This is a genomic window from Acinetobacter sp. GQ146 (genome assembly GCF_059758585.1).
The window spans coordinates 88,438-101,995 of the sequence record NZ_JCAXDV010000007.1 but is presented as its reverse complement, the minus strand read 5'-3'; the positions used below and the strand labels follow the sequence as shown (position 1 = coordinate 101,995).

Annotated in this window: 11 protein-coding genes; 5 read left to right on the top strand and 6 right to left on the bottom strand. The window is 39.9% G+C overall.

From position 1 onward, the window contains the following. Window positions 1-232 precede the first annotated feature (232 nt). The 3 genes from AC6CHI_RS12155 (at window position 233) to AC6CHI_RS12145 (ending at window position 3,979) form a co-directional block, all read left to right on the top strand. Window positions 233-2,872, top strand: coding sequence for a bifunctional aconitate hydratase 2/2-methylisocitrate dehydratase (locus tag AC6CHI_RS12155; protein WP_458892781.1), 2,640 nt, complete (start codon window positions 233-235; stop codon window positions 2,870-2,872). A gap of 80 nt (window positions 2,873-2,952) precedes the next feature. Next, on the top strand, window positions 2,953-3,660 hold the full coding sequence (locus AC6CHI_RS12150) for a hypothetical protein (protein WP_458892780.1): 708 nt from the start codon (window positions 2,953-2,955) through the stop codon (window positions 3,658-3,660). Window positions 3,661-3,757: 97 nt separating this feature from the next. Next, on the top strand, window positions 3,758-3,979 hold the full coding sequence (locus tag AC6CHI_RS12145; protein WP_498121546.1) for a hypothetical protein: 222 nt from the start codon (window positions 3,758-3,760) through the stop codon (window positions 3,977-3,979). 108 nt (window positions 3,980-4,087) lie between these two features. Here AC6CHI_RS12145 and AC6CHI_RS12140 read toward each other — a convergent pair whose 3' ends face one another. Together AC6CHI_RS12140 and AC6CHI_RS12135 are read right to left on the bottom strand one after the other, a co-directional pair. Then, complete coding sequence (locus AC6CHI_RS12140) at window positions 4,088-5,545, bottom strand: DASS family sodium-coupled anion symporter (RefSeq protein WP_498121544.1); 1,458 nt, start codon at window positions 5,543-5,545, stop codon at window positions 4,088-4,090. Between the two features lie 336 nt (window positions 5,546-5,881). Next, on the bottom strand, window positions 5,882-6,367 hold the full coding sequence (locus AC6CHI_RS12135; protein ID WP_498121542.1) for an Lrp/AsnC family transcriptional regulator: 486 nt from the start codon (window positions 6,365-6,367) through the stop codon (window positions 5,882-5,884). Window positions 6,368-6,889: 522 nt separating this feature from the next. Here AC6CHI_RS12135 and AC6CHI_RS12130 point away from each other — a divergent pair. After that, complete coding sequence (locus tag AC6CHI_RS12130) at window positions 6,890-7,621, top strand: hypothetical protein (protein WP_498121540.1); 732 nt, start codon at window positions 6,890-6,892, stop codon at window positions 7,619-7,621. Window positions 7,622-7,660: 39 nt separating this feature from the next. Here the strand turns inward: AC6CHI_RS12130 and thiM are convergent, their stop codons facing one another. The 4 genes from thiM to AC6CHI_RS12110 all read right to left on the bottom strand — a co-directional run bounded on the left by thiM (window position 7,661) and on the right by AC6CHI_RS12110 (window position 10,749). Next, window positions 7,661-8,482, bottom strand: coding sequence for a hydroxyethylthiazole kinase (gene thiM, locus AC6CHI_RS12125; protein WP_498121647.1), 822 nt, complete (start codon window positions 8,480-8,482; stop codon window positions 7,661-7,663). 60 nt (window positions 8,483-8,542) lie between these two features. Then, window positions 8,543-9,700, bottom strand: coding sequence for a hypothetical protein (locus AC6CHI_RS12120; RefSeq protein WP_498121645.1), 1,158 nt, complete (start codon window positions 9,698-9,700; stop codon window positions 8,543-8,545). A 176-nt stretch (window positions 9,701-9,876) separates the two neighbouring features. Continuing rightward, entirely contained in the window at window positions 9,877-10,140 is a 264-nt protein-coding gene (locus AC6CHI_RS12115) for a hypothetical protein (RefSeq protein ID WP_458892774.1), read from the bottom strand. Between the two features lie 162 nt (window positions 10,141-10,302). Then, the gene (locus AC6CHI_RS12110; protein WP_498121538.1) at window positions 10,303-10,749 is read right to left on the bottom strand and encodes a hypothetical protein; all 447 of its coding nucleotides are present in this window, start codon (window positions 10,747-10,749) and stop codon (window positions 10,303-10,305) included. Between the two features lie 201 nt (window positions 10,750-10,950). On the opposite strand from AC6CHI_RS12110, the gene pepN reads away from it, so the two are divergent. Further along, window positions 10,951-13,557 (top strand): aminopeptidase N, encoded by a 2,607-nt coding sequence (gene pepN, locus AC6CHI_RS12105; RefSeq protein WP_498121536.1) that lies wholly within the window; start codon window positions 10,951-10,953, stop codon window positions 13,555-13,557. Window position 13,558 lies beyond the last annotated feature (1 nt).

Sequence of the window (13,558 nt, the reverse complement as noted above, 5' to 3'; positions counted from 1 at the left end):
ATGCCTGATTCAATTAAATTGTTACTGGGGTAATGTATAACCAATTATGTTGATTTTTTATGTCATTTGAGTGCCATCATTTCGCCATAAAATAATGAGCATCACAAAGAAACACTTTACTTGCATTAACTTTTAACTGGATTTTTAGTAGAATTTTGCTGTCCATATTATCTGTGAAGCTTTGCATAAGCTGGAATTCATAGATAATTTTTTAAAAAAGAGGAATAACACCGTGCTAGAAGCTTACCGCCAACACGTTGAAGAACGTGCCGCACTCGGAGTCCCACCGAAGCCACTTGATGATGCTCAAACAGCTGCATTAGTTGAATTATTAAAAAACCCACCAGCTGGTGAAGAGGCGTATTTAGTCGACTTACTAGAAAACCGTGTTCCAGCGGGTGTTGACCAAGCTGCATATGTAAAAGCTGCTTTCTTAGCTGCGCTTGCAAAAGGTGAAGCGACTTCTCCATTAGTTTCTAAAGAACGTGCGGTTTACTTACTAGGCACTATGCTTGGTGGTTATAACGTAGCACCTCTTGTTGAGCTTTTAGACAATGCTGAATTAGCTGGCTTAGCTGCTGAAGCTTTGAAAAAAACTCTTCTTGTATTTGATGCATTCCATGACGTTGCTGACAAAGCGAAAGCGGGCAATGCAAATGCACAAGCAGTTCTTCAGTCTTGGGCTGATGCTGAATGGTTCACTAGCCGTAAAGATGTTCCTGAAGAAATCAAACTTACTGTATTCAAAGTAACTGGCGAAACCAACACTGATGACTTGTCTCCAGCTCAAGACGCTTGGAGCCGTCCAGATATCCCATTACACGCGAATGCGATGTTGAAAAACGTACGTGATGGCATCAATCCAGAAGTTCCTGGTGAAGTTGGTCCATTGAACCAAATTAAAGACCTTATCGCGAAAGGCAACCAAGTTGCTTACGTAGGTGACGTTGTTGGTACAGGTTCTTCTCGTAAGTCTGCGACTAACTCTGTGCTTTGGTTCTTCGGTGACGAAATCGCGCACATTCCTAACAAAAAAGACGGTGGTTACTGCTTAGGTGGTAAAATTGCGCCGATCTTCTTTAACACGATGGAAGATGCGGGTGCTTTACCTGTAGAGATCGATGTTTCTAACATGAACATGGGTGACGAAGTTACTCTTAAAATCGATCACGCTGCTGCTAAAGTGACTGCATTCAAAAACGGCGAACAAATTGCTGAATCTGAACTTAAAACTCCAGTACTTCTTGACGAAGTTCGTGCTGGTGGTCGTATCAACTTAATCGTTGGTCGTGGTTTGACTGCTAAAGCGCGTGAAGCTTTAGGTCTTGCTCCATCTACATTGTTCCGTACTCCAGTACAACCTGCTGCAACTGGCAAAGGCTTCACTTTAGCTCAGAAGATGGTTGGTCGTGCATGTGGTCTTCCAGAAGGTCAAGGTGTAATTCCTGGTACTTACTGCGAACCTAAGATGACGACTGTAGGTTCTCAAGATACAACTGGTCCTATGACTCGTGACGAGTTAAAAGACTTAGCTTGCTTGGGCTTCTCTGCTGACCTCGTTATGCAGTCTTTCTGTCACACTGCTGCTTATCCAAAGCCAGTTGACGTACAAATGCAACATACGCTTCCTGACTTCATCATGAATCGTGGTGGTGTATCTTTACGTCCAGGTGACGGTATTATCCACTCTTGGTTAAACCGTATGCTTCTTCCAGATACAGTAGGTACTGGTGGTGACTCGCATACTCGTTTCCCAATTGGTATTTCATTCCCAGCGGGTTCTGGTCTTGTAGCGTTCGCTGCAGCAACTGGTGTTATGCCACTTGACATGCCAGAGTCAGTGCTTGTGAAGTTCAAAGGTAAAATGCAGCCTGGTATCACTTTACGTGACCTTGTACATGCGATTCCTTACTATGCAATCAAAGAAGGCGATCTTACTGTTGAGAAAAAAGGTAAGAAAAACATCTTCTCTGGTCGTATCTTAGAAATCGACTTGTCAGAAATGGAAACTGATTTGACTGTTGAACAAGCATTCGAACTTTCTGACGCTTCTGCTGAACGTTCTGCTGCTGGTTGTGCAATCACGCTTTCTGAAGAGAAAGTTGCTGAGTACCTACGTTCTAACATCACTATGCTTAAGTGGATGATTTCACAAGGCTATGGTGATGCGCGTACGATGGCTCGCCGTGTTGAAAACATGGAAAACTGGTTGGCTAACCCATCACTTCTTAAAGCTGATGCTGACGCAGAATACACGAAAGTGTATGAAATTGACCTTGCTGACATCAAAGAACCTATCCTTTGCTGCCCGAATGATCCAGATGATGCAAAACTTCTTTCTGACGTTCAAGGCGACAAAATTGATGAAGTATTCATCGGTTCTTGTATGACGAACATCGGTCACTTCCGCGCAGCTGGTCAGTTACTTGATAAAGTACCAAGCGGTTCATTGTCTACTCGTTTATGGTTGGCTCCACCAACACGTATGGACGAGCATCAATTGATGGAAGAAGGCTTCTATAACATTTATGGTAAAGCTGGCGCACGTACTGAAATGCCTGGTTGTTCATTGTGTATGGGTAACCAAGCACGTGTAGCACCAAACACGACTGTAGTGTCTACTTCTACGCGTAACTTCCCTAACCGTTTAGGTCAAGGTTCTAACGTTTACTTAGCTTCTGCTGAGCTTGCGTCTGTAGCTGCGGTTCTTGGTAAGTTACCAACTCCTGAAGAATACCAACAATATGCTGCGCAAATTGACAGCATGTCTTCAGATATCTACAAGTATTTAAACTTTGACCGTATCGGTGAATATACTGATGCTGCGGATAAAGTAGATACTAAGAAAATTGCTGCTGCTCAGTTAACTTAATTAATTGATAATTAAGTTTTAATGAGTTAAAAATAAGGGCTGATTAATCAGCCCTTATTTTATTAATTAAGAATTTATAGATGCAAAAACTAATTTTTGTTTTAAGAGATCTATCAGTACAACATGATGTAAAAAGCTATCAGTGGGATATTCCTGAAAATTGTCATATTCCAATACCAAGTAGTATTATTACGAATTTTGATCGAAATGTTTACCTAAAAGAGCATCTAAAAGAATGTTTAAACCACAATGATTGTCTGCTAACTTATTATTGGATTATTCAGGAATGGGGTGGTATTGGTTCATTTAAAAGAAACGATGTAAATGATGCTAAGATTATAAATTTTTTATCTGAACTTGATAAAAAGTATCTAACAAAAACCTCTTTTGAGCGTATTTCATCACTTTCTAAAGTAGCTTCTTTTTTGAACCCTAATGATTACGTAATTTATGATTCAAGAGTGATTTACGCTTTGAATTGGCTTCTTTTTAACTATGCACCTCAGGTAGATTTATTTGTACAACCAGTGGGTCGTAATAGTGACTTAATTAAATACGACATGCAGACGATCTTTAGGTTGAGTGGAAAGAAGTATGTTTTTCGTGGTCACAAAAATGCATATCATCAATACTGTGATTTGATGAAAAAACTCTCCATTGAGGTGTATGGAGTAGGAAGTAAGCCATATTTATTAGAAATGCTATTGTTTAGTATTGCACCCAATGTCATTTTGAAAGATATAGAGAAGCGGGTTTTGGTGAAAATTAATTTAGAATCAATTGATTAATATTTTATAATAATATCTTGGGCTAAACCTTACATTCGATTAAATTAAACGTTTAATCTCAACATTGTTACATGATTTCTATAGTTGATTTAAGCGAATGCCCAAACAATCCCGTTTCCTCTGCATAGGTGGATTTCTTAACGGTTCTGCTGTTAAAGACCAAGGTGGCAGCTTTGTCTGTGTCGAAAATGGCAAACAAGTCACTTATCGAAAAATGGAAATTTTCCATCAAGACTCATGGGATCACGACTACTATGTTTGTGAAACAACCACAGACAATCAAGCTAGAAATTGGGTCTATGACATTAAGCCTGATTAATGAATCTGATTGGTTTGTCCAATAAATAGTGTTGTAGCTTAGTCTCTTGAAAATACAGACGTTAAAAAAGCCCCTGATCAAGGGACTTTTTTTTAATGCTGAATGATCTTACCAATAACCCAACATCTTCCACCAAATTCCACCTAAGACTATAAAAATAGCCATATTAATGATGCTCATGGCAAAACCTGCTTTCCACCATTCACCAAGCGTTGTATAGCCTGAACCATAAATAATAGGGGATGTACCTGTCGCATAATGAGTCAGTGTCATCATAATGCTAGAAGCAGCTGCCATAATCAGTGCAAAGAACATTGGAGGAGCACCTAAAGCAATACCTGCAATGTAGAATGCTGAAAACATAGCGGTAATATGTGCAGTAGTACTGGCAAAAATATAGTGGGCGTACATATATGCAAACAATAAAAGCATGGAAGCAGGAACCCAAGTTAAGCCAAGCTGCCCAATACTGGTTTGTAATACACCAGAAAACCATGCAATTAAGCCGAGCTTATTTAAAAAGGTGGCCATCATCACCAGTGCCGCAAACCAAGTCACGGTATCCCATGCACTCTTTTGAGTTAAGACATCATCCCAAGTTAAAACACCAGTAAGTAATAAAAGAGATAAACCGATAAATGCGGTTGTGGTTGGGTCTAATGTCCACATATCACCCAACAGCATTGCAGGAATACCCGCCCAGAGGAGGAGTAGAATTCCAAACACAGCCAGCATAATCATTTCGTGTAAGGTAATGGGTCCCATTTCCTTTAAACGGTCTTTGGCAAACTGAGCCGCATTCGGTGTCTTTTTAATTTCAGGGGGATACATAAAATAAAGTGCAATCGGCATTAAAGCCAAAGCCACAATGCCGGGTAATACCATGGCCAATGCCCAAGTCGTCCAACTTAAGTGAATCTGGTTATTGGTGGCTTTTGCTACAAGTTCAACAACTAAAGGATTGGGCGCTGTAGCGGTAATAAACATAGCCGAGGTGATGGGGTTGGAATGGTAATTGACCAAAGCCAGATATTTACCAATTTTACCCTCTGTGCCTTTTTCAGGGTCGGAGTCAAAACTTGTCGCAATGGAGCGTACGATGGGGTGGATAATTCCACCTCCACGTGCCGTATTACTTGGCGTTACGGGGGCAAGGATCAGTTCAGATAATGCGAGACTGTATCCAATACCAATGGTTCTTTTGCCCCAAACCGCAATAAAGTAATATCCAAGTCGCGCGCCTAAGCCTGTTTTTTGTAATCCTTTTGAGATCATGATTGAGATACCAATTAACCAGATCAGCGGATTGGCAAAACCACTTAATGCATCTTTAATGGCATCACTGGGGTTATCGTTGGTTACTCGGGTGATCGCAACAAGTGCAATGGCAATAATCGAAATTGCCCCAATTGGCATGGCTTTACCAATAATGGCCGCAATTACCCCAATAAACATGGCAAATAGAAGCCATGCATTGGCAGAGACATCTTGTGGAATAGGGATGAAAAACCAAATAATAAGGGTAAGTGATACTGAAATTATGGTGGGTATGAGTTTGAACCCCATTGAAGCGCACTCCAAAAAATATAGTTATTATGTGAATGAATAATGAACAGTGATGATGTCAAAGTCTAGTGCGAGTCACATATTCTCAATAAAAGGCTGATTTTAATTTTGTCCAACCAATAATTGACGTCAATAACAACATAATGCGGCTCAATTCATTTTTTCTTCGTAGCAGTTATATACATTTATTATGAATTTATAGTGTCAAATAGACAATAAAAAGCCCCGCTTTCGCGGGGCTAGTCGTATAGATATTTCTATACTCATATAAGGCTCATCTCATACTGCGCGTATTAAAACATAGATTTACTTAAATTGCAGTAAAAGAGTTTTTAATTATTCGATCAGCATTAAATCAGACGTGGTTGCAGACTTAAGTGGGCGTAGCGCAAAAGTAGATCGTGTATGGCGTATACCTTTAATCGAATACAGTTTCTTTCTTAAAAAACGCTCATAATGCTCGGCATTTTTCACGGCCACTTTAACCAAATAATCGTAATCACCCGTCACTAAATGCGCTTCAATGATTTCAGGAATTTCTGCGAGGGTTTGGCTAAACTGTTCCAAGATTTCATCATCATGTCGTTCTAAAGTAATTTCAATAAAAAATAATTCATTAATACCAATGGCTTTAGGATTAATGTTGGCTGTATAGCCGTCAATAATTTTTAAATTTTCTAAACGCTTAAGTCGAGTCCAGCAGGGTGAGGAAGAAAGTCCAACTTCATCGGCCAGTTGAGCGACGGTCAAGCGCCCATTTTTGCGTAAAGCAGATAAAATTTTTCGATCTATCTTATCTAGTGTGTATTCTGTGCTGTTCAAAAATCATTCCATAGAAGAATCTTCTGTGAAATGTAAATATACTGTATTTCTATGCTGAATTTAGTTAAATATAGCTAAAAAACAGGAAACATTTAGTCAAGTTTATGATTACACTGAATATATAAATCATCATCTAATGGGTTAATGGTGATGATTGAATCAATAGCACCTCTAGGGAAGGGTGACCAAAAGGTGCTATTGGTTCATTTTCTTTATTTTTTTCTATTCCATGTTTGATCAATCAATCAAAATGATCTTTTTGTAGAAGATGATTGATAAAAATACTTAAAAATTTTATGGAATAAGATTGTAGCCTTTATGTAGCTACTGTAATTATTTAAAAGTTGTATTTTCAGTATATCTTATTGATTTCAATGAATAAGTGATTTTATAATTATTTGATTTAAAAGATGATTATTCATCTTTCTGAATAATTAAAAGCAAACTTTACCTAATTTAGGGGATGTCAGAGCTGACAAAGTGTGTTTACAATTGTCAGGTCTATTCAACTCGGATGGAGTTATGAATATTTCAGAAACAATTATAGATTATAAGAAGTTATCACCCGAACATCAGAATCAATATTTAGAACAACTGTTAGCCTTCGATGTTGTTATTTTTCCCGATACTTGCAAACAGGAATTGTATGATTTTATGCATGATGCAGATGCAATATCGGTACAAGTGATTGAATATTTTGATGGTGTGCAGCTGATTGGGTATAACAGTATTTCCATATTAAAACTGAATATTTCCGAAAAAACTATTTTTGTGGTGAATTGCCGAGGTTCTTTTTTACCGAATTATCAACGCGGTAATAAAACTTTAAGCTCCGTAATTAAAATTGCGGTACAGCACAGTATAAAACATCCTTTATTTCCTTTATGGTTCGTCGTAACTGTAATGCAACCTAAAGCCTATGCTTTATTAGCCTCTTGTGCGCAGAACTTCTATCCGCGCAAAGATGCGCAAACACCACAGGATTATTTGGATGTACTGAAGTTAATCGCGGTGAGAAAGTCGGATGTGCAAAAGCGGGGAGAAGATATTTTTGTTCACCCAAGAGTGATTCCTGAAACCACACTGGGTGAAGCGATACAGATTCATGAACAAGCGGATCAACATATCGACTTCTTTATGCAACATACACCTGACTATTTTGATGGTATGGGCATGATGTGTGTCAGTAAGCTGAATACCAAAATGCTAACGGAAGCCGCCATTTTAAATGCGATAGAGCGTGCAGCAAGTTAATAGATGTGAGCATATTCGAATTATGCTCACATCTATTTTTTACCTGTTTATAATTTGAATATCAGCAAGCTCGCTGATGTGGTCGGCAGTCAGGTAATCCAAGGCATCTAAAAATGCCACATTAAATGAGCCGACAGTTTGTGCGGTTTGATACGCCAATTGACCCGCGACGGCAAAATGCACATGTGCCGTGAGGGCAGCAATCGTAACATCGGTAACACTACAATACGCAGCAATTAAAGCCCCCAATGCGCAGCCAGTTGCGGTAACACGGGGCTGTAAAGATGAACCACCATTGACTTGAATAATGCAATTTTCTGCTTTGGATAAAATAAAATCTGACTCACCAGAAATTGCAATACATTCAGTATGTTCTAGTAAAGACCACGCTTGGATATAGACTTCACTACTGGCGATAGTACTGTCGACTCCTTTGCTTTCAACTTGATTGCCAGCTAAAGCACTAATTTCAGATGCATTGCCGCGAATGACAGCGGGATGATATTGAAGAAGTTCATCCGTCATTTCTGAGCGCCAAGGCAAAATGCTGCTATAGCCTACAGGATCGAGCACCCACGGAATCAGAGCTTGTTGAGCTGTTGCGGCAGAAATCTGCATCGCTTGCATTTGTTCCGTGGTTGGTGTCCCCAAGTTAATGCTTAGTGCACCACTAATGCGCGTGAAACTCTCTGCCTCAAAAGGATTATCAATCATGGCGGGAGACGCACCCGTAGCCAGAAGTACATTGGCAACATAGTTGGCTGCGACACTGTTGGTGATACACTGCACCAGAGGTTGTGTGGCACGAAGCTGAGTATGCGCTTCAATAATTTTTTGAAGTAATGGTGCAGTTTGATCCAAGGAGACATCCTGAAAGTCAATTGTAGAAGGGGTTGATTGAGTAGACATAATGTTCACCATTCAACGTGTGAAATAATGGTCCTGATGTTTGCAGTTGCGACAAAATAAAGAAACATATTCTTCCGCATCATAGTCCACAGCTAAATCATTAGAACCACAATACATGCAGCGTTTCACTGAATAAAAATTCAGACGCGGTTCAATCTTTTTCCAAGAGCGCCAAACGGGTTGAAAGAAAATACGCTCATCGTAACCAAGAAATTTAAAAAAAAGAATCTCGCTCATTTTGCTGAGTGGCATATTCGGTAAGCGTGGCAGGGTGGAGGTTTCCCATTTTTCTGCCAAAGCACGTTCACGGTATTGCTGTAAGGTTTTTTTCAGCAAATTAGTATTGATAAAATTTTCATTGCGCGGTTTTAAGGCTTTTTTATCATGCAAATATTCGAGTGCAGTCTGAATTAGATAATAAATTTGCCCTACAGCCAGATGCTCCATTAAGCGGTAACAAAAGCTCTGGAAGCTTTGATTGCCTGCAATCTGGACACCCCAAGACCTACAGTAGTATTGCATGAACTGCACAATTTCTTGATAAAGCACCAAATACAATGCGCTTTTAACTTCATCGGCTTCTTTAAAGGGAATGCCGAGTCGCAAGTTCTCATAAAACCACTGACGTAATTGTTGGGTAATACTGAACAAGCTCGGCTCAGAATAGCCTTCCAAACGCACATTGACATAGTATTCATGTGCTTCTTCGGCAAAGTCTTTGGCAATTAGAATCTGGTCTTTAAGTAATTGCTTGAGCAAGGTACTTTGAAAAAAATAGTTGGGCGTAATGGGCTGGAATTTTATGGCTTCCCAATGAATATATTCATCGTGAGTGCTGTATTCCTGAATTTGATTATCTAAAATGCTTAAGAGAAACAGTTTATGTAAAAAACTCAACTGATTTAATTCAAGCTCAACAATCTCTTTATGCTTAAGTTTCCGTTGTTCTTGTAAGCGCGTTTCTTGTAAGAGTTTTTTTCTTTTAGCGGTACAGCGTTCACAATGGCAAGTCAGTTGACTGTTCTGATAGATACGATGCGCACAATGGCTACATTCATGAAACTGAATGTCCTGATCATATTGTTCAGCTTCCACCCAATACATTGCCGCCTGACAAAGTGGGCAAGTTGTGCTTTCATCTAATTGTTTTTGCAGAATTTGCAGCAGCATAGGAGGTGTCGACAATAAAATAATCTCAATGTGATGATTATACACCCTTTGGCTGAGATGCCGCGTCCAACTGTTGTGCAATTCTGCTGAGCTTTGCTGTAATTTTGAAAAATTATCTTAGTCAATGAAAAGAGCTATCGAAGGATAGCTCTGGATTGTGATTCTAGAATGGGGTGTTAATAGGCTGCTGGGCAGGGTAAGCTTTCGTCATCTTCTCCGAGTTGTTTGGCATTTAATAAGGCTTTGATTTTTTTGGAAGGGAGCTTTTTAATGCCTAAGGCATCATATTGGTTCAGGACACTACTCACCTCATGAGATTGCATTTGAATGCCTTCGCAGCTCATAAACGTGGCAATTACTTTGTGGTCTATGCCTGCACGATCTAGAGTTTGCATGATTTTAATATTTGCAGCGCGTATCACATGTTCTTTAATGTTCATCTTGCACCTCAATTTTTATTTGAACTCATTTTAAAGTGCGCTTTGCACATCTAGAGACAAGCAAAAAACGTGCACAAATTCTAGCCAGTTTAAAAATAAAAGCAGAAAACTGTCATGCTGGCTATGGTTGGGTAACACGTTGTAGGCGAATTTTGGGGGGAATCATGAAATACATTGGAGTTTATGAGGAATCAGTAGTTGATTGACCCTGTACCTTTGTTCATCTGTTAAGTAATTTTGAAAATTGGTGACTTTACCAGATTGCTGGGCGGTGTAGATCACAGCATAAATACGTGCACCTTGCTGAATCACTTCATATTGTCCAGTGTTCTGTTTGCCATTTTTTTCATTGTAAAATATGTGCTGCTCAAAGGGACGACCTTCTGCCATTTCAACTACTTCAGTTTTTATATAGTGCAAGGCGATCGGTTTTAAATACGGGTAATACATCAGTTTCAGGTGGGGAGAATGTTCTGTCGCAGCCACTAAAACAAAATGAGCTGATGTTTCAGACTGTAGGCATTCGAGATATTCAATACTTGGCTCGGCAATTGCAACCGATGCCAAACTTGACAGTCCAATGCTGTAAATCAGGTGTTGTATTTTCATCTTCAGCCGACCTACGCATAACGAGAGGAAAAAGCGTATAAATAAAATACATCTCCTGAAAATTATGCGCAAATATGATTGAAATGCAGAAAATAAACACCCATATTGAAAGGTAAATAAAGGCAAAGATGCTATAGCTGCTGATGTAGTTGCTACAAAGCGGCTGAGCTATTGATGCTGAAAAGACAAATAGGAAATGATATGAATATTGCGGCAAATCCAGTGGTTGAAGCAGACCAGACAGTGTATTTAAAAGACTATCAAAAGCCCGTCTTTCTTGTAGATTCAATCAATTTGGATATTCAGGTGTATTCGGATCATACCAATGTTGATGCCACGCTGGTGATGAAGCGTCAGACTGAAGGTGAGTTGGTATTATTAGGCCGTGACCTCGAACTTAAATCTATCAAGATGAATGGTCAATTGCTCACTGAAAGTGACTATACCTTGGATAGTGAGCAATTGGTGATTCAGCATGCACCAAATGAAGTCATTTTAGACACTTCAGTGGTAATTCATCCAGAATCAAATACCATGCTGGAAGGTTTATATCAGGCGGGTGATCTATTTGTTACCCAGAATGAGCCAGAGGGTTTTCGTAAAATTACGTTTTATCCAGACCGTCCAGACGTTTTGGCGGTCTTTACGACACGTGTAGAAGCAGACAAGAAATACCCAGTACTTTTGGCCAATGGTAACCTTTTAGAAACAGGGGAGACTGGTGAAAACCGTCACTATGCCATTTGGCAAGACCCGACTAAAAAACCAAGTTATCTTTTCGCCTGCGTGATTGGAAATTTGGCGGTATTGAAAGACCGGTATACGACTTCAGAAGGTCGTGACGTTGCCTTAGAAATTTATGCGATTGAGAAAGATATTCCAAAATGCCACATTGCGATGGAAGCCTTGAAGCATTCTATGCGTTGGGATGAGGAACATTATGGCCGTCCATACGATCTCGATAATTATATGATTGTCGCGGTAAGCCAGTTCAATATGGGAGCTATGGAAAATAAAGGCTTAAATATTTTTAATACCTCTTGTGTGCTTGCTGATGAAGAATACACGACCGATGCGGCCATTATGCGTGTGCAGTCGGTGATTGCGCATGAATATTTCCATAACTGGACAGGCAACCGTATTACTTGTCGTGATTGGTTCCAATTGTGTTTAAAAGAAGGTTTGACGGTATTCCGTGATCAATCTTTCTCGGAAGATTTACAGTCAGCAGCAGTACAGCGCATTGATGATGTTGCGGTATTAAAGGCGCATCAATTCCCTGAAGATTCAGGCCCATTGTCGCATCCACCGCGTCCTGACCATTTCGTGGAAATTAATAACTTTTACACAACTACTGTGTATGAGAAAGGTGCGGAAATTAACCGCATGATGTCGACTTTACTCGGCAAAGAAAAATTCCGTCAAGGGACAGATGAATATTTCCGCCGTCATGATGGGCAAGCGGTAACTGTTGAAGATTGGGTTGCGGCCTTAACGGCAGGTTCAGGCGTTGATTTGTCTAACTTCCTAACATGGTATAACCAACCTGGCACGCCAAAACTGGAAGCCGTTGGGGAATATGATGCCGCTGCACAAACTTATCGTTTAAGCTTTAAACAAAGTTTAAAGGCACATGCCAAATATCCAAACTTAAAAGCCGTGCCAATTCCAGTCGCATTGGCATTGTTTAATGCTGAAACTGGCGAGCAATACACTTTACAATCGGAAGCACTATTTGAAAGTGGTGTAAAAGATGGTGTCTATCTGTTTGAACAAGATCAGGTCACTATTGAATTTACAGGGGTAACTGCAAAACCTGTGGTTTCACTGTTGCGTAACTTCTCTGCACCAGTCAATTTAGATTTCAACTATTCAGACCAAGAGTTGGCGTTCTTAATTCAATACGAAACCAATGGCTTTAACCAATGGCAAGCCACGCAAACCTTATTGGAGCGTGTGCTATTAAATGACCATGATGCAGCTATTTATGTAGAAGCGATTCAAAAGACTTTGCCAGACTTGGTCGAAAAAGATCCATTATTGGCTTCTCGTTTATTTGATGTGCCAAGCGAAGGTTACTTAGGTAGCCGTATTGATGAACATTATAATCCTGTTGAAATTCAAGCAAAGCGTAATGCGTTGCTGAATACTTTGGCCCGTGAATTAGGTGGATTCTGCAAAGAGACCTATTTAAGTTTAGACCCAGACATGCAGAAAGAGTTTTCTCAAGCCATGGGGGTACGTGCATTAAAGAACATCATGTTAAGTATGCTGGCACGTCAAGGGGATGCAGAGGCATTTGAACTGGCGTATACGCAATATACGACAACACGAAACATGTCTGAGCGTTTAGGGGCTTTACGTACACTGGTATGGAATGATGCACCTCAAGCCAAAGCAGCACTAGAAGATTTCTATACCCGCTTTAAAGATGAAGCACTGTCTCTGGATCAGTGGTTTATGGTTCAAGCTTCGCACCCAAATGCGACAGCGGAGACGATTCAAAGTCTAATTCAACATCCTGATTATGATTTGGGTACACCGAACCGTATTCGTGCCGTGAGTGGTGGTTTAAGCAATAATCCAGTAAATACGTGGAGTTATGGAGTTCAACATTTTGTCGACTTAGCCAAATATTTAGATGAGAAAAATCCAATTTTGGGTTCTCGTTTATTACAAGTCTTATCACGCTGGTATACCTTGGCCGAGCCACAACGTGCAACGGTATTGGCAACACTAGAAGCGTTAAAACCACACGTGAAATCGAAAAATGTGGTCGAAACCCTAAACAGCATGCTGAGTATTTAAT

What these genes read in the sequence shown, in the direction of transcription:
- AC6CHI_RS12150 (WP_458892780.1), top strand. Translation starts at nt 2,953, where the DNA reads ATGCAAAAACTAATTTTTGTTTTAAGAGATCTATCAGTACAACATGAT.
- AC6CHI_RS12145 (WP_498121546.1), top strand. Translation starts at nt 3,758, where the DNA reads ATGCCCAAACAATCCCGTTTCCTCTGCATAGGTGGATTTCTTAACGGT.
- AC6CHI_RS12140 (WP_498121544.1), bottom strand. Translation starts at nt 5,545, where the DNA reads ATGGGGTTCAAACTCATACCCACCATAATTTCAGTATCACTTACCCTT.
- AC6CHI_RS12130 (WP_498121540.1), top strand. Translation starts at nt 6,890, where the DNA reads ATGAATATTTCAGAAACAATTATAGATTATAAGAAGTTATCACCCGAA.
- AC6CHI_RS12120 (WP_498121645.1), bottom strand. Translation starts at nt 9,700, where the DNA reads ATGCTGCTGCAAATTCTGCAAAAACAATTAGATGAAAGCACAACTTGC.
- AC6CHI_RS12115 (WP_458892774.1), bottom strand. Translation starts at nt 10,140, where the DNA reads ATGAACATTAAAGAACATGTGATACGCGCTGCAAATATTAAAATCATG.
- AC6CHI_RS12110 (WP_498121538.1), bottom strand. Translation starts at nt 10,749, where the DNA reads ATGAAAATACAACACCTGATTTACAGCATTGGACTGTCAAGTTTGGCA.
- pepN (WP_498121536.1), top strand. Translation starts at nt 10,951, where the DNA reads ATGAATATTGCGGCAAATCCAGTGGTTGAAGCAGACCAGACAGTGTAT.